We start from the raw sequence: 24,266 nt of genomic DNA, 5'->3' as shown, positions 1-24,266 counted from the left end.
CGGACCGTCAGATTCGGGCAAGGGTCGCGGAACGACTGGCGGACTCAGGACAGCCGGCGGCACAGCAGCGCGTCCGGGCCCCCGGCGCTGCCCACCCGCGTGGTGAAGGCGATCCCGGCGGCGTACTCGTCGGCCGCGCACTGGCCCTTGTAGGCGCCGTGGGCGAAGTCGCCCCCGGCGGCGTCGGCGGGCCGGTTGTCGGACCGGTCGAACCACACGGTGCGTCCCGTGGTGCCGAGCGGGGTGCGGGCCGGGGCGCACAGCGCGGCGGACACCCGGCCGCCGCGGCGGCTGTAGCCGATCAGGAACTGGTCCGAGGGGCACTGGAACTTGGTGTAGCCGGAGGCCCAGTCGCCACCGGCGGGCACATACCGCTCGTCCGTGACGACCGTATGGGCGGTGCCGGGGGCGCGCGGGTCGTCGGCGCCGGTGTCGGTGCACAGTCCGCGCCCGGCGGCGTGGCCGAGGCCGATCAGCCGCAACCCGTCGGGGCAGGCGGCCTTGTAGGCGCCCGGATCCCAGTCGCCGTGCGTCCGCTCGATCAGCGACTGCACCTGGTCGCCGTGGTCGGTGGCGAGCATGCGCCAGGTGGGGACGGGGTCGACGGGCCCGGTGTGCTCGGGCGCCGTCATCAGCCGCTGCCACGGCGTGGCGCGCCAGTCGCCCTGGTCGAGGATTCCGGTGCGGTGGCCCGCGGAGTCGTAGCGCAGCAGCGCCCAGTCGTCGCTGCCCTCCCAGCCCACCAGTGGCCAGTAGGCGAAGTCGGCGTCGTGGTCGGCGAAGTAGTCGGTGAGGTTGGTGAACCAGGCGCGCGGGCGGGTGCCCGTCTCGGCCGCTCCGATGCCGAACTCGCTGATCCACACGGGCGCGGTGTAGTGCCGCCCGGTGTCCTCGGCGACGAAGAACGCCTGGTCGGTGAGGACTTTACGGAGCTCGTCGCGGCTGAGGTCCTGGTACCGGGGGTCGTGGGTCTCGCCGACGCCGGTGGCGCCGCTGTGGCGGGGGCCGGTGTAGCCGTAGAAGTGCGCGGAGTAGACCAGCTTGTGGGCGTTCACGAGGGTGTGCGAGAGGGTGCGCGCGGGCGCCAGGGTGGGCCGTTCGTGGGGCAGTCCGTCGACCGGTATCCCCGTCCAGTTGATGCCCTCGATGACGATGAGGAGGTCGGGGTTGCCATCGGTGAGGATGCGGTCGGCGGCTTGTTGCGCGGCGGCGTACCAGTCGTGCGCGTCGCCGAGCCCCCAGTTGGGGTCGTCCAGGATGTCGCGGCGCACCTCGTTGTAGAGGTCGGCGCCCACGACGCCTGGCTCATCGGCGTAACGGCGGGCCATGAAGACCCAGTCGTCCACCCAGCGCTGGGTGGTCTGGCCGCTGTTCCACCGCTCGTTGCCGTCGACTCCGCAGCACCACCGGGTGGTGTTGGTGTGGTTGTTGAGGATGACGGCGAACCCGTCGCGGCCGAGGGCGGACACCACGGCGTCGAAGATCTGCAGCGGTGTCTTCCCGCGCAGTTGCGGGTTGGCGGCCACGGCACCGTCCGGCACGGTCGCGGTGGCGCGGATCATCTCGTTGGAGAACGGCAGCCGGATGCTGTTGATGCCGAGCCGGTGGAAGTCGGCGAGCAGCGTCGGCAGGGGGACCCGGTCCAGGCCGAGGGGTATGCCGTGGGAGTTCTGGCCGGCGTGGTGGTTGGCGGGGTCCTCGACGCTGCCGCTGCCCGTCCACGACCCCTGCGCACCGTCCCAGTTGGCCGACTTGAGCCGGAAACGGTCGCCCTTGGCGTCGACGATGTACCGGCCGCGAGTGGACAGCGGCGGCTGCCAGGTGTCGGCAGCGGGAGTGGCGGCCGGGGCGGTGGCGGGGGCCGCCGGGGCGGCGGGCTGTTGCGCGGCGGCGACCGGCCCCGGCGCCGTGGCCAGCAGCGCGAGGGTCGCCGCGAGCCCCGCCAGATACCTGAGTGATCTCCTGATCGGCATGCGGCCTTCCCCTGGGTCAGCGGCCGGGCGGTCCCTGCCGGGCACGTGACTGTAGGACGGCCCGCTCAAGGTGTCGAGTACACCCCCGGCCCAACATCCGGCTTCGGCCTCCAGGGCCGTCCGGGGGGCCCCGCCGATCTCCGGCCGGGCATCAGTCGATCACCAGCCGCGCCCCCTGCGTCGCGGCGGAGGACGGGCCGGTCTCCAGCATCACTTCTCCGGGCTCGACGGCGAGGCCGAGGTCCCGGGTGACGGAGGCGAGGGTGTCGGCGTCGATCGCGAACACGGCGTCGGCCTCCTCCCCCGGCCGCAGGTCGAGGCGGGCGAATCCGCGCAGCTCGCGGACGCGGGGCCAGGAGGAGCCGCCCGACAGCCGCCGCAGGTAGAGCTGGACCGTCTCGCGCACCGGCCGCTCGCCGGTGTTGCGCACGGTCACCCGGCAGCTGAGGGTGGGATCGTCCCGGGTCACCCGGGCGCGGGAGAGCCGTGGCGGCTCGTAGGCGACCGTGGTGTACGACAGGCCGTGGCCGAAGGCGTATCGGGCGGTGGCGGGCTGGTCCACATAGCCGCGGTAGCCGTGGTCCTTGGCGTTGTAGAACACCGGCAACTGCGCGGCCGACCGGGGGATCGACACCGGCAACCGTCCCTCGGGCCCGGCCGCGCCGAACAGCACATCGGCGACGGCCCGTCCGCCCCACGGGCCCGGGTACCAGGCGCTCAGCACCGCCCCGGCCGTGCCGGAGACGTCGGGCAGGGCGTGCGGACGGCCCTGGACGAGGACCACGACGACCGGCACGCCCGTGGCCGCCACCGCGCCAAGGAGCGCCAACTGCCCGTCGGGCAGGCGCAGATCGGCCAGGTCGACGCCTTCGCCACTCGTCATACCGCCGGGGTTGGCGGAGGTCACGACGGCCGCGCCATTGGTGTCGAAGGAGGTGTCGCCCGAGCGCGCGCTGGACCCGCCCAGGACGAGGACCGCGATGTCCGCCGCTGCCGCCAGCGCGGCCGCCTCGGGGACACCGGAGAGGTCGCCGCCGACCAGATCGCACCCCGGCGCGTGGCTGACCTCGGTGTCCGGCGGGGCGGCCGACCGGATGCCGTCCAGGACCGTGACATGGTGGGAGCCGGGGCGCTGCGGCGCGGTGTAGTCGCCGATCTGCTGGGCGATGGAGTCGGCGTTCGGGCCGAGGACGGCGATCCGGCGGGTGGATGGTGCCAGCGGCAGGACTCCCCCGTCGTGGGCGAGCAGTGTGATGGACGCGCGGGCGATGCGTTCGCTCAACTCGCGGAGGCCGGGGCGCTGTTCGGCAGCGGGTGTATTCGGCTCGGGGCGCTGTTCCACCGCAGGCGTATAGGGCTGTTCGAAGAGGCCCAGGCGGAACTTCAGCGTGAGGACCCGGGCCACGGCGGTGTCCAGGGTCCGCTCCGTGACGAGCCCCTGCGCGACCGCCTCGGCCAGCCGTGGAAAGCAGGCGTCCCAGAGGCTCAGATCGCATCCGGCGTTCAAGGCCAGGGCGCCCGCGGCCACGGGGTCGCCCGTGAGCCGGACCAGCCGGTCGACGGCGGTGCCGTCCGCCATCACGATGCCGTCGAACTCCAGCCGCTCCCGCAGGAGTTCGGTCAGCAGCGGGCGGCTGGCGACACAGGGCAGGCCGTCGAATTCGTTGTAGGCCGCCATCACCCCGGCGGCACCGGCGCGTATCCCCGCCCGGGCCGCCGCCAGATGGGTCTCGTGCACTTCGCGGGCGCCCAGTTCGGTGGCCGCGCTGTTGCGTCCGCCGACCGTGGCCCCCTGTCCGGCGAAGTGCTTGAGCACGACGGCCACCTCGCTGGTGCGCATGCCGCGCACCAGCGCCTCGGTGAGCCGCGCCGCCAGGTACGGGTCCTCGCCGAAGCACTCCTCCGCGCGGCCCCAGCGCGGGTCGCGCACCAGGTCGAGGGCGGAGACGAGCGCCACATGGCCGCCCCGCGCCCGCACCTCCGCGCCGGCGGCGGCCGCCGCCGCCTCGTAGAGCCCGGGGTCCCAGGTGGCACCGACGGCGAGGTTGACCGGCAACACGGTGCCGTCCAGGGCCTGGTGGCCGTGGGGAACCTCCTCGACGAACAGCACCGGTATACCCAGCCGGGTGTTCTCCACGACGTGCCGCTGCACGGCGCCTGCGACCCGCGCCCCGTCCGCCGCCGTGATGCCGTCGGTGAAGCCGACGCCGGACCAGGCGTCGGCCCGCTGCAGCCCGTACAGGGCGCCCATCCCGCCGTACGCGGCGACCTCGGTGCGGAAGGCGCCGGTGAGCCGGTGGCCGCCGCCGTCCCGCTCGTAGGCGTGCCAGCCGTACATGCGCTGGTTGACCTGGCCGACCTTCTCGGTGAGTGTCATGCGCCGCAGCAGATCGCGGACCCGCTCGGCCACGGGCGCGGCGGGGTCGCGGTAGAGGTAGCCGATCACCGCAGCTCCAGGACGCGCACCCCGTACGGGCCGAGCGACACCTCCGCGGCCGGTGCGCCGGAGGCGAGGTCGTGCAGGGTGCCGTCGGCCGCGGGGCGGACGGTGAGCTCCTCGGCGCTCTGGCTGACCAGCCATACGAAGCGGCGCCCGTCGTCATGGACGAGGAGGTCCGCGCCGACATGGGGGCTGTCGACCGTCACCGGGCGGCGGGCCCCGGCGACATCGGCGAGCGCCGCGTACAGCCGGTGGGTTTCCTCGGGGTTGGCCCGCGCGGTGCGGGCGGCCATGTGCTCCAGGGGGTAGGTGGCCAGGACGGTGCGGCCGCGCCCGGTGTCGTGCACCAGGAGGGCGGGCCGCCCGTGGGCGTCGACGGCCACCACCCGGGCGTCGCGCGGAACGACCGGCAGATACGCCCGGCTGTCCTCGTTGCCCGCGACGGGGAAGCGCAGCGAGGTCCCGGCGCTCAGCCCGCCGAAGTCCTCGGTGAACGTCATCTCCAGAACGTCGTCCTCGATGGGCTCGGCGACACCGTAGGAGAGCTGCAGCTCGACGCCGAACAGCCCGTCCAGGTCGTCGAACCACGGGCCGCGGGTCCCGGGGTACTCGCCGGAGCAGAACGAGAGGTAGACCGTGGCGCCCGCGCGGGCGCGGCGTTCGAGCTCACGCCGGGTGCGCGTGGTGAGCTGGCGGGTGGCCGGCAGCAGATACAGGGCCGCGTCGCCGGCCAGTCCGTCGGCCTCCCGGGTGAAGCCCACCGGCAGGTCGGCGGCGCGGGTGGCGACATAGCTCTGGTGCAGGGAGGTGAAGATCAGCGGTCGGTCGGCGGGCCTGCTGTAGGGGTAGCCGCGCTCCAGGAAGGCGGGCACGACCAGCGCCGCGTCCGCGTCGGCGCGTCGGCAGTGTGTGAAGTCCACCTCCTTCAACACCTCGGCGAACGCGGCGAGTTCGAGCAGCGGGGCCTTGGGGGCGCCGGTGCTGTCGGTGATGCCGAAGTGCATCTCGAAGGGGTGGTGGTCGTACGGCGAGCGGTCCCACAGGTCGTCGTAGTCGGTGTTGTTCCAGGCGATCCAGCCCGTCGCCCCGCCGAGCAGGGAGTTGTGCAGGGTCTGCCGGTAGTAGACCGCCGCGTTCCGGTCGGAGACGGTGTCCGTGGAGAGGCCGAACTCCTCCAGGACGACGGGCTGTCCGGTGACCGACGCCAGTTCGCATTCGAAGGCGGCGCGCAGGTGCTGACGGGGCCGGTCGGTGTCCGAGCGGTACACATGCGGGCCCACGAAGTCCACGTACTCGGCGGTCTCGCGCAGCGAGAAGCCGTTGTCGCGGCCGGTGACCTCGATGCCCCACGCGCCGTCGCCGAGGGAGACCGGCTGGGTGCCGCCGGCCGCCCGTACGGCGTTGCACATGGCCTGCGCCCAGGCCGTCACCACATCGGAGGAGGGCGGATCCACCTGGTAGATCCGGCCGTAGCCGGGCATCTCATTGGTGATGAGCCAGCCCGTGACCGCCGGGTGGTCCTTGAAGCGGCGGGTCATCTGGGACACGAACCACGCCTGGCGGCCGACCATCCACACGTCCTCGTAGAGGTCGCGGCCGCCGCGCCAGGCGGGGTCCCAGTTCTCGCCCGACATGTGTCCGACGATGAAGGTGGGCACCGTCCCCATGCCGATCTCGGTGTGGGCGTCGAGGAAGTCGCGGAAGCGTTCGCACAGCGTCTCCTCGACGCGGTCGGGCTGCGGATGGAAGTCCGGCCAGTAGAAGAACGACCGGGTCATCGTCAGGCCGTGCTCGTGCAGCACCCGCAGCTCCGCGCGGACCGTCTTCGGGTCGTAGTCGCGCCACATCAGGGGCCCGCCGGTGCGGGACCAGAAGTTGGCGCCGAGCCAGGGCAGGACGGCGGGCTGGTGGATGAGCTGGGCGCTGTGGCGTCGCATGGTCCTTCTCGGGTGTCGGTGGTAGGGGTGGGGGCTGAAACGTGTGTGTCAGCCGGGGGCGGGTCCGGTGGACTCGCGGACGACCAGCCGCGGCCGGTCGTCGAGCACCGTCTCCTCTACGTCCTCGCCGCAGCGTGCGAGGAGCAGCCGGGCGGCGGCCGCGCCCACCCGCCGCACCTGCTGGTCGACGGTGGTCAGCCCGGGGTGCAGCCAGCGGCCGAGCGTCAGATTGTCGTAGCCGACGACGGACAGATCGTCGGGGACGCGCAGCCCGCCGCGCTGGGCGGCGCCGATGCCGCACATGGCCATGGAGTCGTTGGCGTAGACGATCGCCGTGGCGCGGTCGGCGGGCTCCAGCAGGGCCTGGGTGGCGGCGACGGCGGACACTTCGGTGAAATCGGTGTGCAGGACCGCGTAGGGCCGCAAGCCCGCTTGCCGGAGGGCCGTCTCGAAGACACCGCCGCGCAGCCGGGTGTGCCGCAGGTCGGCGGGGCCCGCCACATAGGCGATGCGCCGGTGGCCGAGCCCGAGCAGATGGCGGACGACCTCCTCGACGGCGGCGTCCTGGTGGCCGAGGCCGACGCGCGGTACGGCGGCGGCGCGGTCGGGGGGACCGAGCAGTACGGCGGGCAGGCCGAGGCGGGCCAGCAGGGCGGGGCGCGGGTCATCCGCGCGGGCGTCGGTCAGGACGGCCCCGTCGACGCGGCCCTCGGCCGCCAGCCGCTTGTAGAGGGCGTTCTCCTCCTGCGCGCCCGCGACCAGGTGCAGCAGCAGACCGTAGCCGCGGGGCGCCAGTTCGCCCTCGATACCGGTGATCAGCTCGCTGAAGTGCGGGTCCGCGCCGAGCACATCGGTGGGGCGCCGGACGACGAGGGCGAGGGTGCGGGTGCGGGCGCTGCGCAGAGCGGCGGCGGACGCGCTCGGCGACCAGCCGAGCTCCATCGCGGTGTCCAGGATGCGCGCCCGGGTCGCCTCCGACAGCCGGCCCTTGTCGTTGAACGCCTGGGACACGGCCGCGGTCGACACCCCGGCGGCGGCCGCCACCTGCTTGATGGTGGGGCGCCGGCCCTGCTTCACAGTGGGTATGCTCACGCCTTGACCGCCCCGTTGATGAGCGCCTCCTGCATGCGCTTCTGGAGCACCGTGTAGACGACCCATACGGGGACCAGGGTCAGTACGGTACCGGCGGTGAGGACACCGTAGTCGGTGCCGGTGATGGCCTTCAGGGTGGGCAGGGCCACCTGCACGGTGCGCTGTTCGGGGTCGGGGCCGATGATGATCAGCGAGTACAGGTACTCGTTCCAGAAGGTGAGGAAGTTCAGCAGGAGCACGGTCGCGATACCGGGCAGGCACATCGGTATGTAGATGTGCCGCAGCACCGTGTAGGTGGACGCCCCGTCCATCCGGGCGGCCTCCTCCATCTCCCTGGGGATGGTCCGCATGAACTGCACCAGGATCACCACCGACAGCGGCATCGCCGTCGCGGGCAGGAAGAAGACCATGAACAGCCGGGTGTGGAACAGCCCGGTGGCGGCGGCAAGCAGGAACGTGGGGAAGAGCGCCGCGAACGTGGGGATGAGGAAGCCCAGGGAGAAGATCTTCTCCATCGCCGAGGCGAGCCGGCTCGTCGAGCGGGCGAGCGCGAACGCCGCGGGCAGCGCCAGCAGCAGGGTCAGCGCCAGCGCGAGGACCGTCACCAGCGCCGAGTTGACGACGGCCGTCCCCAGGTCGGCGCTGTCGTAGGCAGTGCGGAAGTTGCCGAAGCCGAACGACGAGGGCAGCGCGAAGGGATGGGCGAAGATCTCCTCGTTGCTTTTGAACGCGGAGGCGAGGAAGTAGTAGAGCGGCACGATCAGCAGCACCGCGTAGGTCCACACCAGCAGGTGTGCGGGCAGCCAGCGTTTGCCGAGTTTCATGGTGAGCCGCCTTCGGGTCAGTAGTTCTGGCGGAACGCGCGGCGGATGGTGAGCAGCCCGACGAGCCCGGCCAGGAAGAGGATGACGCCGACGGTCTGGCTGTAGCCCAGGTCGGCCGCGATGAACGCCTTCTGGTAGACGAGGAAGGACAGCGTCGTGGACGAGCTGCCGGGGCCGCCCTGGGTGAGCAGCAGGACGTGCTGGGCCGAACCGAAGAGGGTCCACAGGAACTGCAGCATGGTGACGACGCCGACATAGTCGCGGATCACGGGGAAGTGGATGCGCCACATGGTCCGCCAGTGCCCGGCCCCGTCGAGCTGCGCCGCCTCGCCGAGGTCGTCCGGGACGCTGTCGAGCCGGGCGGCGAACAGGACGGCGGTGAAGCCGATCCCGCTCCACACGTCCAGGGCGATGAGACAGGCCAGGGCCGTCGACGGGGAGGCGAGCCAGGCGTCGGTGAGCGAACCGAGCCCCACCGACTGCAGCGCGCCGTTGGCCAGCCCGTCCGGGGACAGCGCCGCGTAGAACACCATGGCCTTGGCGGGGGTGGAGATCAGGCCGGGGATGAACAGCAGATAGCGGATGACGCGGTGCCCGGGCGGCTTCTGCGCCACGTAGTAGCCCAGCATGTAGGCGCACACGATCATGATCGGGAGCGCCACCGCCAACTGGACGGCGGTGTTGCGCACCGCGTCCCAGAACACGGGGTCGTCGAGGACCGTGCGGACGTTGCCGAGACCGGCGAAGGACACCGGCTGGAGCATGCCCGGCCAGTGCAGGGCGGCGATCACGAAGATGGCGATCACCGGGCCGATCATGAAGACCGCGTACCAGACCAGCGCCGGGACGGCGAGGATCGTGCCGCCCTGCCGGGGCGTGCCGACACGGGCCGTGGTGGCGGGCGGTGCTGGATGGCGGACCGCGGCCCCGCCCGGGGTCGACGTCAACGTCGTCATGAGGTGGCTCCCGTGGAGTCGGGCTCGGGATATGAGCGAACGGGCGGGCGGTTCACGCGGAGCGGTACGCGGTCTCGAGCGCGGCGCGGACCTTCGCGGCGCTGGTGCCGCGGGTGAAGGAGGTGCTGGTCGCGGTGATCAGCGGCTGGGCGGCGGCGGGCGGGACGTACACATCGGGCAGCAGCGCCTGGCTGACCGTCGAGCCGAGCCGCTGGGCCGCGGCGACCAGTGGGAAGTCCGTGCTGAGGGTGTCGGAGCGCAGCGCCATGTCGCGGCCGCTCTCCTTGATGAACCGGGAGACGGTGTCCGGCCGGTACATGAAGCGCAGGAACTTCTCGACGGCGTCGATCTTCTTGGTGCCGTTCGGGCTGATCCAGAACCCGATGAGGGTGTAGGTCCGCAGGATGGTGGGCTTGTCGTGGGCGGCGCCGCCGGTCAGGGGCCAGCCGCCGACCTCGGTGTGCCGGGCCACCTTCTCGGGCACCTTGGCCAGCGCCGAGGACATCGCCGACTCGATCGCCGCGGCCTGGGTGTTGAACTGCGTGGTCATCGTGTCCGAGGTGAGGCCCTGGGCCTTGTCGGCGAAGACGCCCGCGTCGCGCAGCGTCACGAAGTAGTCGATGCCCTCCCGGGCGCCCCTGCTGCCGAAGTCCCCGGTGGTGTAGGCGTGCCGGGCCTCGTCCTCGGTGAGGAAGGTCTGGATGATCTGGGCGAGCAGTTTCTGCCCGGTCCAGTCGTTGCCGCCGACGGTCACGGGCGCGATCCCCTTGGCGCGCAGCTTGCGGGCCGCGGCGATCAGCTCGTCGCCCGTGGTGGGTATCGCGTCGACGCCCGCGCGGTCCAGCAGTGCCCGGTTGTAGGCGATCGGCCAGTTGGTGGCGAAGTAGGGGAAGGCCCGTACCCGGCCCTTGGCGTCGGTCCACTCGGCCAGCGCCTGCGGGAGCACGCGCGTCCGCAGGCCCCAGTCGTCCAGGTAGCCCTTGACGTCGACCGTGGCGCCGACGTCGGTCCATGCCAGCGTCTTGTCGTAGAGGTTGACCATGACGACGTCCGGCTCCTTGCGGGCCAGCCGCGAGGTCTCGTAGACCTGCGCGAGGTCGTCGCCGTTGATGAGGTTCTTGACCTTGAGTCCCGGATTTTCCTTGCGGAACCGGTCCAGGGCCGCGAGGTAGGTCGGCGATCCCGGTGCGGTGGTGCCGAGCTGGCTGTGCACGACGAGGGTATCGGGATCGGAGTCCGCTCCGGTCAGTGCGGAGCAGCCGGACAGGCCGGGCAGGACGGTCGCGGCGGCCAGGCCGGAACCGGTGGCGAGGAAGCCGCGCCGAGTCAGCGGTGAGTGCACTGCGGGGGTCTCCAACCAGGCGGTTAACAAGTGGTTAATCGATCTACCTCGAGGGTGAGAGGAATGTAGGAGCCACTTCGCCTCTGGTCAAGCCCTTGCCGGGGGCGAAAAACACGCCACCGGGGAGGGCGGGTGCCGGAAAACGGAACGGCGCCCACCGGGAGGTCCCCGTGGGCGCCGAAGCCGAGCTCCATGTGATGGCGGCGGTGCGTCCGCCCGCGCGGGCGCTATTCCCAGGCCCGCCGTATCGGGGCGCCGGGGTCCGCCACCTGCGTCCATGCCTCCGCGATGCGCATGGTCGTCCGGCGCACGCTCTCGTACGGCGGCCAGCCGGGGTCGCCCGTCCTCGCGAACCGGATCCAGGTGGCGTGGAGGCGGGAGGCGAGACCGGCGGGCGGCTCGGCCGGGCCCAGGATCGCCTCGGGGCCATGGAGCCGTGGCAGACCGGTGCGGTCGAACACGAACGGCAGCTCCATGACATGCGTGGCACCGAGCCGCCCGTCCAGGGCCCGCGACCGCCAGGCGAACTCATAGACATGCGTCCGCGCCGAGGGGTGCTGGGCGTGGGCGGCCGCTAGCCGCCGCGTGCCCGCGCCGAACAGGGCGTCCGTCATGATGGCGGACCGCAGTTCCCCGGCGGAGGCCCCGGGCCGCTCGCGGCGGTAGACCTCCACCAGCTCCTGAGGGGCGGGGTGGGAGCGTGCCGCCACGGCGTGGACGTCCTCCTCGGTCGAGGACGCCAGGTGGCCGAGCGGGGCCAGATAGAGGTTGCCCTCCTCGGCGTTCGTGCCGAGCAGCAGGTCGACGCCCGCGCCGCAGCCGGCGGCCACGGCCTCGGCCGGCTGCTGGTCCAGGACGAGGCTGAACGGGCTCAGGCCGATCAACGGATCGAAGTGCCCGTCGACCGTGAGATCGATGCCCGCGAGTCGGGGCATGGCCTGAACGAAGCGCTCGTCGGGGACCGACGCCAGCGCCTCCGCGGTCGGGGCGGTCCCCAGGATGCGGGCGAGTGCCCGGGTGACCCGGTCGGCCTGGGCGGGGGCGAACGCTCCCAGGCCGTTGCCGCTCTGGATGATCGCCCGCTGGAAGAGACCTCCGGCCCGTGGGTCGGCCACCACCGCGCCGACGATCGTGGCGCCCGCCGACTGCCCGAAGAGCGTCACCCGGGACCGGTCGCCGCCGAAGGCCGCGATGTTCTCCTCGACCCAGCGCAAGGCCGCGATCACATCCAGCAGACCCCGGTTGTCGGGGGCGTCGGGGAGATGCAGGAAACCGGGCACGCCGAGCCGGTAGTTGAGGGTGACCAGGACGACGCCGTCACGGGCGAAGCCGGTGCCGTCGTAGAGCGCCGACCGGGTGGACCCGGCCACGAATCCGCCACCGTGCACGAACACCATCACGGGCAGGTCGTCGCGTGTGGTGTCGGGCGTCCAGACATTCACCGCGAGGTAGTCCTCGCCCGGGACCCAGCCCTGCCCGAAGTACGGGGACATGTCGAGGTCGCCGAACGCGTCGCGCTTGGGCTGCGGTGCCGTGGGACCCGCGGCGGTGGCATCCCGGACACCGTCCCATGGCGGATGCGGTGTCGGCGGGGCGAACCGGGCGGCGCCCCGTGGCGGGGCGGCATAGGGGATGTGCCGGAAGACGGTGGCGTGCTCCTCCTGGCGGCCGCGGACGGCGCCTTGGGAGGTGGCCACGATGGGGGCGAAGGTCTTCGTCATGTGCGGGGTGTGTCTCTTCCTCGGTTCCTCGGTATCGCTCCGGTCCGGATCACAGGCGGGTCCGGGGTCACAGGCGCGCGAAGGCCGCCCATTCCTTGATGGCGAACCCGCCGCCGTCGCGCCGCACCTCCGCGGCGCCATGACCGCCCAGGTGGGCGGGGAAGACCAGGGTGTTCTCCTCGGCCGCCCGGCCGAGGATCCGGCGGCGGGTGGCGCGGGATTCGCCCGGGTTCTCGCAGAAGCAGCTATTGGTGTCGGGATCGGCGATCTGCACCGGGCTGTGCAGCAGGTCCCCCACGAAGAGCGCGCGATCGCCCCGGGAATCGAGAGCGAGCACGGACGAGCCCGGGGTGTGTCCGGGGGCGAGTTCCAGTCGCAGATTGGCGTCGATGTCGAGACTGCCGTCCCACAGCAGCGCCTTGCCCGCTTGATGGACGGGGGCGACGGAATCCTCGAAGACATTCTGATTGCCCCGGCCGAGCAACGGCGTGTGCCCGTTCTCCGGATTCCAGAACTCGAAGTCGCGCTCGGGAAGAATATAGGTGGCGTTCGGGAACGTCGGAACCCACTGCCGGCCGTCGAGGCGGGTGTTCCAGCCCACGTGGTCGACGTGCAGATGTGTGTTGATCACGATGTCGACGTCCTCCGGGCGCACCCCGGCCCTGGCGAGATTCCCCAGGAAGTCGGTGTTCAGATAGCTCCACACCGGTGCGTAGGGCCGGTGCTTGTGGTTGCCCACACCGGTGTCGACCAGAATGGTCTTGCCCTCGCTGCGCAGGACCCAGGTCTGAATCGCGGACCGGACATTATCGGTGGCGGGGTCGTAGAAGTCCGGGACCAGCCAGGACGCGTTGTCCTCCCAGACCTCCTCCGGGCTTTCCGGGAAGAATGCCCGGGGCGTCAGGTCGACCGGGCCGTAGTATTCCTCGACGCGTGCGATGGTGACATCGCCCAGCGTTATCTGCTGCATGGATATTCGCCTCGTGTGTCAGAAATTCGATTGGCAGCAGAATCCTCGCCGGAGGGGGCCGGGGGCGGTATCCGTCACCTGACTGCACCTGCTCTCCGACGACGGCCACGTGACCGATAACACGTCACAGCCGCTCCGAAACTTTTTCGGATACCAGCCCGGAGAGATCCTCTTCACGGCCGACAGTCGCCCGTACACACCGAGGAGCAGCAGCTCAAGGACGGGAAGACAGAGGTATCAGCGAACACTTCTACCGGAAGAGTTCCGGAAGGAAGCGTTGACGTTGCGTCAGTCCCGCAGCATACTCCGCAGCGATCGTTGCCCATCGGCACACCACCGCCACCCGCTCGGCCTTCGAAGAAGGGACAGCAATGGTCATCAATTCCCGTCAGGAACACAGAGATCGGCGTCCTCGGTTACCCGTCCGAAGGGCGTTCAGCCTCGGTGTCGTCGGCTTCCTCACCGCGGCCAGTGTCCTGGCCCTGTCCGGTCCCGCCAGCGCCGCGAGCAGCCTCGGCGGTGCGGCGGCGGCCAAGGGCCGGTACTTCGGTGCCGCCGTGGCCGCCAACCACCTCGGCGAATCCCCGTACGCCGCCACGCTGGACACCGAGTTCAACGCCGTCACACCCGAGAACGAGATGAAGTGGGACGCCGTCGAGAAGTCCCGGAACTCGTTCACCTTCGGCCCCGCGGACCAGATCGTCGGCCACGCGCAGGGCAAGGGCATGAAGATCCGCGGCCACACCCTGGTCTGGCACTCCCAACTGCCCGACTGGGTCGGCGGTTTGAGCGCCACCGAGCTGCGCTCGGCGATGAACAACCACATCACCAAGGTGATGCAGCACTATCAGGCCAAGATCTACGCCTGGGACGTGGTCAACGAGGCGTTCCAGGACGGCAACAGCGGTGCGCGGCGCAGTTCGCCGTTCCAGGACAAGCTCGGCGACGGCTTCATCGAGGAGGCGTTCCGCACCGCCCGTGCGGCCGACCCCAACGCCAAACTCTGCTACAACGACTACAACACCGACGGTCAGAACGCGAAGAGCAACGCCGTCTACAACATGGTGAAGGACTTCAAGGCCCGCGGTGTGCCGATCGACTGCGTCGGCTTCCAGTCGCACTTCAACGGCCAGTCCCCGGTCCCCGGTGACTACCAGCAGAACCTCCAGCGCTTCGCCGCCCTGGGCGTCGATGTGCAGATCACCGAGCTGGACATCGAGGGCTCCGGCACGGCCCAGGCCGACAGCTACCGCCGCGTCACGCAGGCGTGCCTGGCCGTGTCCCGCTGCACCGGCATCACGGTATGGGGCATCCCCGACAAGTACTCATGGCGCGCCAGCGGCACTCCGCTGCTGTTCGACGACAACTACGGCAAGAAGCCCGCGTACAACGCGGTGCTCGCCGCGCTGGGCGGCACCAGCGATGGTGGCGGTGGAGGCAGGACGTGCACCGTGTCGTACGCCGAGACGCAACGGTGGGGCGACCGTTTCAACGGTCAGGTGACGGTACGGGCCGGAAGCTCCGCCATCAGTGGCTGGACGGTGACGGTGACCGTGCGTTCCGCGCAGAGCGTCTCCACCACCTGGAACGGCAGTCCTAGCTGGGACGGCAGCGGCAAGGTCATGACGATGCGGCCGGGCGGCAACGGCAACGGCAACCTGGACGCCGGAGCGGCGACCAGCTTCGGCTTCACGGTCATGGCGAACGGGGACTGGTCGGCCCCCACCATCGGTTCGTGCACCGCCTCCTAGGACTTGTCCGGCCGATCATGTGACTGCCTCGTGTCTGAATCGTTGATGTGGCATGGGGCGGGGTGATCTGACGGATGCGGAGTGGGAACGACTGCGGCCGTTCCTGCCGGTCAGCAATGGACGTTGTGGCAGGTGGCGGGATCATCGACAGGTGATCGACGGGATCCTGCACCGCGTGCGCACCGGGGTGCAGTGGCGTGATCTGCCCGAACGGTTCGGACCGTGGAAGACCGTCTATGAACGCCACCGGCTATGGTCGGCCGACGGCACCTGGGAACGCCTGCTGCAGCAGGTCCAAGCCGCGGCCGACGCCGCGGGCGACATCGACTGGGACCTGGCGGTCGACTCGACCATCGTGCGCGCTCATCAGCACGCGGCCGGTGCTCGCACAGATCCGCCGCCGGCAGCCGCGTCAAAGGGGGCCGAAACAGCAGAACACCAGGACGAGCCTCCGTGGCAGAGCCTGCTCGCCCGGCTGGTGGAGGTGGTGCAGGAGGTGAGGGACTGGGCCGCTCGCGCGGCGGACTCACGAGCAAGCTCCACCTGAGCGCCGACGGCCGCTGCCGCCCGCTGTCCCTGATTGTCACCGGTGGACAGCGGGCGGACTGCACCCAGTTCCAGCCGGTGCTGGAGAAGATCCGCGTTCCACGGCCGGGGCCGGGCAGACCGCGCACAAAGCCCGACAGCCTCGCCGCTGACAAGGCCTACAGCAACGGGCCCTGCCGCGACTACCTGCGACGACGGGGCATCCGGCACATCATCCCGGAGAAGTCCGACAGTCAGGCCGCCCGCCTGCGTAAAGGCTCACGCGGCGGACGGCCACCCGGCTTCGACGAGGAACGGTACAAGAAGCGCAACACGGTCGAGCGGGCGATCAACAGGTTGAAGCAGTCCCGGGCCGTGGCCACTCGCTACGACAAACGCGGCTACGTCTTCCTCGGCACAGCCACCACAGCCGCGCTGGTCATTTGGCTTCGCACATGATCGCCCGGACAAGTCCTAGCCGACGGGCAGCAGCAACCTCATGCACGACGGCGGCGGTCACCAGACCACTGCCGGACTCCGGCGCCCCCGTGTTCGCCACCGCGGCCAACGGTGCGCGACCGGGGGCGCCGGCCACAGGCGCTGGTGGTCATGGCCGACGGAATCGAGTGCGGGGGCGTGGCCGAGGACCACCTCCGGGGTGTCCTCGGGCAGGGCGCCCCGGAAGAAGACCACGTCCCCCGCGGCCCCGTGGAGCCAGGCGGCGACGGCGAACGCCGCGCCGGCCGCGGCCTCCGTCGGGCCCGCGGGTGCCCGGTCGGCGTTGCCCGGCAGCCCTTCACGGTCGGCCACGGCCAGGGCAGCGCATCGGCGACAGGCCCTGGTCGTTCCCCGCCGGGGCCACCGCGGCGGCCGGGACGACCGCCGCGGTGGGATGCAGGGCGTCGCACCATTCGGCGTGGGCCGGCACCGGTTCCATGAGCACCGCCGTGCGCGGGGAGGGCGTCCCGGCCACAGCGGGCGTGCACAGCTCACCGGTGTCGCCGGTCCGCGCCGTGAACCGGGCCGGCTGCGCCGCCGGCGGACGGGGGGCACCGGCCGCCACGCAGCCCAACGTGTCCAGGACGTGCAGGGCCGCCCGGGGCCGGGTGTCCGGTGCGGCCGTGCGCGGGCCGTTGCGGCCGCGCCGGACCAGCTCCTCCAGTACGCTCACCGGCCGGCTTCCGGCCGCAGGGCGGGCAGCACCTCGGAGCCGACGCTTTCGATCAGCTCGGTGGGCGCGTCGTAGGAGCCGACGTGCTGGAGGAACACATCGGTCACCCCGTCGGCGTGCAGCGCGCTGAGCCGTTCGGCGATCTCCTGGGCGGTGCCGAACAGGCAGAACTCCTGGGCGAACCGGAGCACCGCCGCATCGCTCACCCAGGCCGAGCAGATGTCGACGGCCGCGTCCCAGTCCTCGGCATGGACGAGGTCCGGATAGACGCCCTCCACCCGTGCGGGTACGTCCAGTTCGATCCCGGCCAGGGCGAGGAAGGGCGCTCCGCCGTTCTGGGCGATCGAGGCGCAGATCGGCTTGAGCAGCCGGGCGTCGGCCTCGATGTCGTCGGTCACCGCGCAGAACGCCGAGACCGTCAGCGGGATGGCCGCCGCGGTGCGGCCCGCGGCCTCGGCGCCCTCCCGCACCCGGGCCGTGGCACTGGCGAGCGTGTTCCGCGAGACGCCGCTGAGCAGGATGACACCGTCGGCGATCTCCCCGGCGAGCCGCAGATTGCGGGGGCCGCTGGCGGCCATGTGGATCGGCACGTTCGGATCCGGGTCCCGCAGACGGGACCGTACGCCGTTGAAGTCCCACTCCTCCCCCGCGAACAGCGCCCGCAGCGTGGCGAGCCCGTCGCGCAGCTCCGCCCCGGTGCTCTGGCGCATGCCGATGGGGCCGACCGAGCTGTTGCCCACGCCGAGGCCGAGGGTGAACCGGCCGGGAGCCAGCTCGGCGACGCTGCGCGCGGCCGAGGCGACGACGGCCGGATGCCGGGTGGCCAGGTTGGTGACCGCGCTGCCCAGGCCGATCCGCTCGGTGCCCAGCGCGGCGGCGGTCAGGACCGTGAACACGTCCCGCCACAGGAGCTGGGAGTCGGGGAACCACACCTGGTCGAAGCCCAGTTCCTCGGCCCGCCGGGCGGTCGTGGCCAGCCGGTCCACCCGGTCGCACGGGGGTATGCGGACGCCGACGCGTATCCCGCTCTTCTCCGGTGTGTTCATGCCTGCCCCCGCCTCCTGACGGCTCGACTCGGTTTCAGTACTATGTACGGTACGACGTACGAAAGTCAATGGACCTGCGCGGCGCCGCTGTCGGCCACGTGCGGAGCCGGATCGTGCGGAGCCGGATCGTGCGGCGGCTGCGGGGCGTCGCCCTCCTCCCGGAGGAACAGGCCCGCGATCACCGAGACGACCGACATCGCCGCCATGTACACCGCGATGCCCAGCCACCCGCCGGTGGTGTGCAGCAGATAGGTGGCGATGTCGGGGGAGAACGCGTTTCCGGCGATCAGCCCGACGGTGAAGCCGATCGACATGCCGGTGAACCTCAGGCGCGCCGGGAAGACCTGCGAGAAGTACGCCGGCACCACCCCGTAGTTGGCGGAGTAGCCGATGAACAGGAGCGTGAAGCCCAGCAGCATCAGCCAGTACTCCCGCGTCTGCAGCAGCGCCAGCCAGACGAACGGCAGCACGATCAGCGAGGCCGCTCCGGCGAGGAAGACCCTGCGGTTTCCGAACCGGTCCGCCAGCTTTCCGGCGAGCGGCACGCACACGATGATGACGAGGGTGGCCGGCAGCAGGACGGCGATCATGCTGTCCTTGCCCAACTGCAGGCCGGTGCGGGCGTACTCCAGGCTGTAGACGCTGGCCAGGGTGAAGGCCACCCCCGCGCTCAGGATGCCGCCGGCCATCAGCACGACCCGTCCGCCGCACTCGCGGAACACCTCGACCACCGGCAGCCGGTCGACCGTGTTCTGCGCCTTGACCGCCTCGAACTCGGGGCTCTCCTCCAGGCTGAGCCGCACGAAGAGACCCACCCCGACGAGCACCGCGCTCAGCAGGAACGGAATCCGCCAGCCCCACGAGTGGAGCTGGTCGTCCGGCAACTGGAGCACCCCGAGGAAGACGAGGTTGGCCAGGAGGAGCCCGGCCGAAGTGCCGGTGTTGATCAACGAGCCCCGGAATCCGCGTTTCCCGTGTTCCGCGTGTTCGATGGTCATCAGGACCGCCCCGCCGTATTCGCCACCGACGGAGAACCCCTGGACGAGCCTGGCGACGATCAACAGGATCGGCGCCGCGATCCCCACCTGGCCATAGGTCGGCAGCAGGCCCACCGCGAAGGTCGCCACGCCCATCAGCCCCAACGTGGCGACCAGTGTGGACTTCCGGCCCAGCCGGTCGCCGAAGTGCCCGAACACCACCGCGCCGATCGGCCGGGCCAGGAAGCCGATGGCGAAGGTCGACAGCGAGAGCATCGTGCCGATCACCGGGTCCGAGGTGGGGAAGAAGAGCTTGGCGAACACCACCGACGAGGCCAGTCCGTAGATGGAGAAGTCGTAGTACTCGACGGTGGTGCCGATCCAGCCCGCGAGCAGCGCTCGTGTGCTCTGGTCCCGGCCGGGGTCATGAACATGGGTTGCCGTCATGAGGGTCCTTTGTCCGTAGGGACGGGCGAGGCGTGGAGAGAGGTGGTGGCGGCGCGCCCCTGACAGATGCAGTGGGCCTTGGGAAACCGCAGGACGCCTGGGGCCGAATCGAAGTCGGCTCAGCGATCGCAAGTGGTCGTACTATGTACCGTTCGATGTATGCCGTCAAGGATCCTGACAGCGCCCATGACGGATAGGGAGTCCATGACGGATAGGGAGAGAAGACAGCTCAGCCCCGGGCCGAAGGACCCGGGGCCGGGGAAACCAGGCAGCGAGTCTCAGTCGCCGGTCTGCCGCAGTACGCCCTCGATGAGGCAGTCGAGCCCGAAGAGGAACTGTTCGTCGCTGGGCAGTGTGGTCATGTCCTCGGCGAGCTCGACCATGTTGGGGAAGTCCTCACGTGGCAGGGCACCGTAGAAGTGCCTGCGCCGGCGCCGCAGCTCCTCGGCCTCGGGATGGTCCGCCTTCCCCCACGGGCGGGGGGCCTGATAGCTGGCGAATCCCAAGCTGTACTGCACGATCAGGCCGTAGACCCGCACCGCGTCCCGGTCCGCGAACCCCGCCTCGCGCAGCCTCCCGATGACCGCCTCGAACGCGCCCCGCATGGACTGCGGACCGGTGCTCACCCGCGTTGAGAAGAGCCGCACGATGCTGGGGTGCTCCCGCATCATGTCGAGGAAGGCCAGCGCCAGGGCCCGCACGACCGCCTCGGGCGAGGTCTCCTCGGCGGTGGGCAGCCGGAAGTTCCCCATGACGTGGTCGGCGATGCCGTCGAGGATCTCCTCCTTGCCGCGGAAGTAGCTGTAGAGCGTCATCGCGCCCACGCCGAGGTCCGAGGCGAGCCGACGGATCGTCAGCACCTCGATGTCCTCCTCGTCGCAGATCCGGGTGGCCACCTCGATGATCCGCTCGGCGGTGAGCGCCCTCGCACGCGACCGCGGACCCGCCACCTGGACTCTCCTCTTCTCGCACCACCGGAAACCGGCGACGCACCCGGCGCCGTCGTACCGCATACCGTACAGCCGCCCTCGGGCATTTTTTCCCCCTCGGGCGAACCGCCGGTCAGGCGGACGGTGAGGCGCGGACGAGAAGAGGTGGCCGGAGCCGATCGGGCGGTCAGGAGGCGGTGTTCGCGCGGGCGGCGAGGTCGAGGGCGATGTCCGTGATCATGTCCTCCTGGCCGCCGACCATCTTGCGGCGGCCGACCTCGACGAGGATCGCGCGGGTGTCCAGACCGTGGCGGACCGCGGCGGCCTCCGCGTGGCGCAGGAAGCTGGAGTACACGCCCGCGTAGCCGAGGGTGAGGGTCTCCCGGTCGACGCGGACCTCGCGGTCCTGCAGGGGCCGGACGACGTCGTCGGCGGCGTCCATGAGGGGGAACAGATCGCAGCCGTGCTTCCAGCCCATCAGGTCGGCGACGGCGATGAACGCCTCCAGCGGGCAGTTGCCCGCCCCCGCGCCCTGGCCCGCGAGGGAGGCGTCCACGCGCGTGACGCCGTTCTCGACGGCGACCACGGTGTTGGCCACGCCGAGGGCGAGGTTGTGGTGGGCGTGGATGCCGAGTTCGGTGTCCGGGTCGAGCACCTCGCGGTAGGCGCGGAAGCGGTCGCGGACACCGTCCATGGTCAGCCGGCCGCCGGAGTCGGTGACGTAGACGCAATGGGCGCCGTAGGACTCCATCAGCTTGGCCTGGCGGGCGAGTTCGGCCGGTTCGGCCATATGCGACATCATCAGGAACCCGGCGACGTCCATGCCCATCTCGCGGGCGGCGCAGATGTGCTGGGCGGAGATGTCGGCCTCGGTGCAGTGGGTGGCGACGCGCACGGAGCGGATGCCGAGGGCGTGGGCCCGCTTCAGGTCGTGCAGGGTGCCGATGCCCGGCAGCAGCAGCGTGGTGGGAATCGCCTTGCCGGTGGCCCCGACCACGGCCTCGATCCATTCCCAGTCGGTGTGGGCGCCGATGCCGTAGGTGACGCTGGAGCCGGACAGGCCGTCCCCGTGGGCGATCTCGATCGCGGCCACCCCGGCGGCGTCCAGGGCGGCGGCGATGGTGCTCGCCTGCTCGACGGTGTAGCGGTGGCGGACGGCGTGCATGCCGTCCCGCAGGGTCACGTCCTGGATGTACAGGGCGGGCGGGCCCGACGGGGTGGGGGCGGTTGTGCCGGCGTCGGTCGTGGTCATCGTGCGGCCTCCTCGCCGGAGCGGTGGGCGGCCAGGCGCTCCGCGGTGCGCAGCGCGGCCGAGGTCATGATGTCGAGGTTTCCGGCGTAGGCCGGGAGGTAGTGGGCGGCGCCCTCGACCTCGAGGAAGACCGAGACCTTCACCGCGTCGGCGCGCGCGGCCTCGGCGGGCAGCAGCGAGCGCAGCGGGGCCTCGGCGCTCACCTGGTCGAACTGCACCTTCTGCTTGAGGCGGTATCCGGGCACATACGCCTGGACCCGGCCGACCATCTCCTCGACGGAGGCGGTGACCTCCTCGGTGTCGCAGCCGGAGACCAGGCAGTGCACGGTGTCCCGCATGATCAGCGGCGGCTCGGCCGGGTTGAGGATGATGATGGCCTTGCCGCGGGCGGCGCCACCGACACGCTCGATGGCGGAGGCGGTGGTCTCGGTGAACTCGTCGATGTTCGCCCGGGTGCCGGGGCCCGCGGAGCGGGAGGAGATGGACGCGACGATCTCCCCGTAGTGGACGGGGGTGACCGCGCCCACCGCGGCCACGATCGGGATCGTGGCCTGGCCGCCGCAGGTGACCATGTTGACGTTCGGCGCGCCGAGGTGGGCGTCGCCGTTGACCGGGGGCACCACATAGGGGCCGATGGCCGCCGGGGTGAGGTCGACGAGGGTGCGGCCGAGGGGGCGCAGCACCTCCTCGTGGCGCTTGTGGGCACCGGCGGAGGTCGCGTCGAAGACGATGTCCACGTCCGCGAACTCGTCCAGCTTCACCAGCCCGTCCACGCCCTCGTGGGTGGTGGCCACCTTCAGCCGGCGGGCGCGGGCCAGCCCGTCGGAGTCGGGGTCGATGCCGGCCATCGCGGCGATCTCCAGGGTGCCGGAGAGCCGCAGCACCTTGATCAGGAGGTCGGTGCCGATGTTGCCGGACCCGATGATCGCCACCTTGGTGCGGGTGTTCGTCTCGCTGCTCACCGGTTGTCTCCTTCCGCGGCGAACCCGACTCCTACGGCGCCCAGGTTCGAGATACGGGCTTGGAACACATCGCCCGGGGCCGCCGGGACCATCGGTCCCAGGGCCCCGGTCAGGACGAGGTCGCCCGCCCGCAGCGGGTCGCCCCGCTCGGCGAGGGCCGAGGCCAGCCAGACGGCCGCGTTGAGGGGGCCGCCGAGGCAGTCGGCGCCGGTCCCCTCGGAGACCATCTCGCCGTTGCGGGTCATGCTCATCTGTACGGAGCGTAGGTTGACCCCGGTCAGCGGCACCGGGAAGGCGCCGAGGACGTACATCCCGCAGGAGGCGTTGTCGGCGACGGTGTCGACGATGGAGATGTCCCAGTCCCGCACCCGGCTGTCGACGATCTCCAGCGCGGGGAGTGCGAACTCGGTGGCGCGCAGCAGGTCGACGACGGTGCACCGGGCGTGCGGCAGGTCGCTGCCGAGCACGAGCGCCACCTCGGCCTCCACCTTGGGCTGGAGCAGCCGCCCGGCGGCCACCTCACCGCCCTCCGGCACGGCCATGTCCGCGAACAGGGCGCCGAAGTCCGGCTGGTCCACGCCGAGTTGGCGCTGCACGGCGAGCGACGTCAAACCGATCTTCCGGCCGACGATGCGGCGGCCGGTGGCCTGCTCGCGTTGCAGGTTCAGCCGCTGCACCGCGTAGGCGGCCTCGATGTCGCCGTCGTCCAAGAGCGTGCGCACCGGCGGGCAGGCGGTCCCGCCGCGGGCGGCCTCCGCCAGTGCGTCGGCGGCCTTGACCACGGCCCCGGGGAAGGCGTCCGTCGGGACGCGGTCGGGCACATTCGGCACGGGCTACCTCCTGAGGTGGAACGTGGGTGCCGGGCCCCCGGCGCTCCCCATGTGGCCTCCGGTATAGACGCGTGGGACGCCACGAGCCAACTTTTGTTCCGTTACGCGGAACGCGGCGGGTACTGGGATGTCGGACGAGGCTGCGCTGACCTGCCGTAGCCGCATCCGGCCGGAGGGGCGTACCGCCTCACGGAACTCTCCGGACGAGGGGCCCGCTCTAGCCGCACCGCTCTTGACGCCACCCAAGCGGTTCCGTACAAAGTACGACCAGGACCGCGGGCTCGCCAACCCGCCACATCGGGAGAGTGCATATGCTGACCGCCCACTACGCCTCCAGCCGCTTCGGCCAGCTGCACTACGTCGAGTGCGGCGAGGGCGAGCCGGTGCTGCTGCTCCACCAGACCCCGCGCTCATGGACCGAGTACCGCGATGTGCTTCCGCTGGTCGGCGCCACTCACCGAGCGATCGCGATGGACACCGTCGGCTACGGGGCCTCGGCGAAACCCGCGGACGATCAGAGCATCGAGATGTTCGCCGACGGGGTCGAGGACCTGGTGGCCGGGCTGGGGCTGGAGTCGTTCCATCTGGTCGGCCACCACACCGGCGGAGTGATCGCGGTGGAGGTGGCGGCGCGCCTGGGCTCCCGGGTGCGGAGCCTGGTGCTCTCCGCGACCCCGTTCATCACCCCGGAGAAGCGCGCCCGAGCGGCGTGGAAGCGCCCGGTCGACTGGGTGCAGCCGAAACCGGACGGCTCCCACCTCATGGAACTGTGGAACCGTCGGAGGCACTTCTACAAGCCGGGGCAGGAGGCCGCGCTCAACCGGTTCATGGCCGACGCCGTGCGGGTGCTGGACCGGGCGGAGGACGGCCACATCGCCGTTCGGCTGTTCGCGATGGACGAGCGGCTGCCGCGGATCACCGCCCCGGCCACGGTCATCTGTGGACAGGACGACGATCCGTCGATGCCCAGCTTCGAGCCCATGGTGAACGCCCTGTCCGCCACGGGGCACATCGTGCCCGGGGCAGGTGTGCCGTTCCCCGAACAGCGGCCGGAGGAGTTCGCCAGGCTGGTGCTGGACGCCGTCGCATCCGCCGGGGCGGCGGACCGCTGACGACGGTGT

20 protein-coding genes are annotated in these 24,266 nt (G+C 71.3%); 3 read left to right on the top strand and 17 right to left on the bottom strand.

Translation table 11 applies throughout. The features are described 5' to 3' along the window. Positions 1 to 44 precede the first annotated feature (44 nt). The 9 genes from STRVI_RS14660 to STRVI_RS14620 form a co-directional block, all read right to left on the bottom strand. Positions 45 to 1,973, bottom strand: coding sequence for a glycoside hydrolase family 5 protein (locus STRVI_RS14660; RefSeq protein ID WP_014056435.1), 1,929 nt, complete (start codon positions 1,971 to 1,973; stop codon positions 45 to 47). Positions 1,974 to 2,124: 151 nt separating this feature from the next. Further along, entirely contained in the window at positions 2,125 to 4,419 is a 2,295-nt protein-coding gene (locus STRVI_RS14655) for a glycoside hydrolase family 3 N-terminal domain-containing protein (RefSeq protein ID WP_014056434.1), read from the bottom strand. After that, positions 4,416 to 6,350 carry a glycoside hydrolase 5 family protein gene (locus STRVI_RS14650; RefSeq protein WP_014056433.1) on the bottom strand — a complete coding sequence of 645 codons (1,935 nt, stop codon included), beginning with the start codon at positions 6,348 to 6,350 and terminating at the stop codon, positions 4,416 to 4,418. Before STRVI_RS14650 ends, STRVI_RS14655 begins: the two co-directional genes overlap by 4 nt. Positions 6,351 to 6,398: 48 nt before the next feature. Beyond that, positions 6,399 to 7,442 carry a LacI family DNA-binding transcriptional regulator gene (locus tag STRVI_RS14645; RefSeq protein ID WP_043235921.1) on the bottom strand — a complete coding sequence of 348 codons (1,044 nt, stop codon included), beginning with the start codon at positions 7,440 to 7,442 and terminating at the stop codon, positions 6,399 to 6,401. Further along, on the bottom strand, positions 7,439 to 8,266 hold the full coding sequence (locus tag STRVI_RS14640) for a carbohydrate ABC transporter permease (RefSeq protein ID WP_014056431.1): 828 nt from the start codon (positions 8,264 to 8,266) through the stop codon (positions 7,439 to 7,441). The genes STRVI_RS14645 and STRVI_RS14640 overlap by 4 nt, the downstream gene beginning before the upstream one ends. 17 nt (positions 8,267 to 8,283) lie before the next feature. Then, a complete protein-coding gene (locus STRVI_RS14635) occupies positions 8,284 to 9,222 on the bottom strand; it encodes a carbohydrate ABC transporter permease (protein WP_014056430.1) in 939 nt (312 codons plus the stop codon). Positions 9,223 to 9,274: 52 nt separating this feature from the next. Then, positions 9,275 to 10,564 (bottom strand): ABC transporter substrate-binding protein, encoded by a 1,290-nt coding sequence (locus STRVI_RS14630; RefSeq protein WP_014056429.1) that lies wholly within the window; start codon positions 10,562 to 10,564, stop codon positions 9,275 to 9,277. Between the two features lie 227 nt (positions 10,565 to 10,791). Continuing rightward, positions 10,792 to 12,285 (bottom strand): carboxylesterase/lipase family protein, encoded by a 1,494-nt coding sequence (locus tag STRVI_RS14625; protein ID WP_014056428.1) that lies wholly within the window; start codon positions 12,283 to 12,285, stop codon positions 10,792 to 10,794. Between the two features lie 67 nt (positions 12,286 to 12,352). Further along, positions 12,353 to 13,255, bottom strand: coding sequence for an MBL fold metallo-hydrolase (locus STRVI_RS14620; protein WP_014056427.1), 903 nt, complete (start codon positions 13,253 to 13,255; stop codon positions 12,353 to 12,355). Between the two features lie 371 nt (positions 13,256 to 13,626). Here STRVI_RS14620 and STRVI_RS14615 point away from each other — a divergent pair, with 371 nt between their 5' ends. Both STRVI_RS14615 and STRVI_RS47825 read left to right on the top strand, forming a co-directional pair. Continuing rightward, positions 13,627 to 15,006, top strand: coding sequence for an endo-1,4-beta-xylanase (locus tag STRVI_RS14615; protein WP_014056426.1), 1,380 nt, complete (start codon positions 13,627 to 13,629; stop codon positions 15,004 to 15,006). Positions 15,007 to 15,058: 52 nt separating this feature from the next. After that, positions 15,059 to 15,990, top strand: a protein-coding gene (locus STRVI_RS47825) for an IS5 family transposase (protein ID WP_435532578.1) whose coding sequence is annotated in 2 segments (ribosomal slippage) — positions 15,059 to 15,436 and positions 15,439 to 15,990 — 930 coding nt in all. Because the reading frame shifts where the segments join, the coding sequence is not laid out codon by codon here. A gap of 57 nt (positions 15,991 to 16,047) precedes the next feature. On the opposite strand, the gene STRVI_RS54250 is transcribed toward STRVI_RS47825, so the two are convergent. From STRVI_RS54250 to mhpD, 8 genes are all read right to left on the bottom strand, one after another. Further along, positions 16,048 to 16,341: a hypothetical protein gene (locus STRVI_RS54250; protein WP_014056424.1), complete on the bottom strand. Its 294-nt coding sequence runs from the start codon at positions 16,339 to 16,341 to the stop codon at positions 16,048 to 16,050. Continuing rightward, entirely contained in the window at positions 16,328 to 16,702 is a 375-nt protein-coding gene (locus STRVI_RS14595) for a hypothetical protein (protein WP_014056423.1), read from the bottom strand. The genes STRVI_RS54250 and STRVI_RS14595 overlap by 14 nt, the downstream gene beginning before the upstream one ends. Further along, complete coding sequence (locus STRVI_RS14590) at positions 16,699 to 17,748, bottom strand: LLM class flavin-dependent oxidoreductase (RefSeq protein ID WP_014056422.1); 1,050 nt, start codon at positions 17,746 to 17,748, stop codon at positions 16,699 to 16,701. Before STRVI_RS14590 ends, STRVI_RS14595 begins: the two co-directional genes overlap by 4 nt. A gap of 65 nt (positions 17,749 to 17,813) precedes the next feature. Continuing rightward, complete coding sequence (locus STRVI_RS14585) at positions 17,814 to 19,172, bottom strand: MFS transporter (RefSeq protein WP_014056421.1); 1,359 nt, start codon at positions 19,170 to 19,172, stop codon at positions 17,814 to 17,816. Between the two features lie 278 nt (positions 19,173 to 19,450). After that, entirely contained in the window at positions 19,451 to 20,122 is a 672-nt protein-coding gene (locus tag STRVI_RS14580) for a TetR/AcrR family transcriptional regulator (RefSeq protein ID WP_043235919.1), read from the bottom strand. Between the two features lie 166 nt (positions 20,123 to 20,288). Further along, positions 20,289 to 21,353, bottom strand: coding sequence for a 4-hydroxy-2-oxovalerate aldolase (gene dmpG, locus STRVI_RS14575; protein WP_014056419.1), 1,065 nt, complete (start codon positions 21,351 to 21,353; stop codon positions 20,289 to 20,291). After that, the gene (locus tag STRVI_RS14570; protein WP_014056418.1) at positions 21,350 to 22,315 is read right to left on the bottom strand and encodes an acetaldehyde dehydrogenase (acetylating); all 966 of its coding nucleotides are present in this window, start codon (positions 22,313 to 22,315) and stop codon (positions 21,350 to 21,352) included. Before STRVI_RS14570 ends, dmpG begins: the two co-directional genes overlap by 4 nt. After that, positions 22,312 to 23,145 carry a 2-keto-4-pentenoate hydratase gene (gene mhpD / locus STRVI_RS14565; protein WP_014056417.1) on the bottom strand — a complete coding sequence of 278 codons (834 nt, stop codon included), beginning with the start codon at positions 23,143 to 23,145 and terminating at the stop codon, positions 22,312 to 22,314. The genes STRVI_RS14570 and mhpD overlap by 4 nt, the downstream gene beginning before the upstream one ends. Positions 23,146 to 23,456: 311 nt before the next feature. On the opposite strand from mhpD, the gene STRVI_RS14560 reads away from it, so the two are divergent. Further along, entirely contained in the window at positions 23,457 to 24,257 is an 801-nt protein-coding gene (locus STRVI_RS14560; protein ID WP_014056416.1) for an alpha/beta fold hydrolase, read from the top strand. Positions 24,258 to 24,266: the final 9 nt, after the last annotated feature.

Source organism: Streptomyces violaceusniger Tu 4113, assembly GCF_000147815.2.
Classification (GTDB): domain Bacteria; phylum Actinomycetota; class Actinomycetes; order Streptomycetales; family Streptomycetaceae; genus Streptomyces; species Streptomyces violaceusniger_A.
The sequence above is the reverse complement of the archived record's forward strand: the minus strand, read 5'-3'. Positions and strand labels throughout refer to the sequence as shown.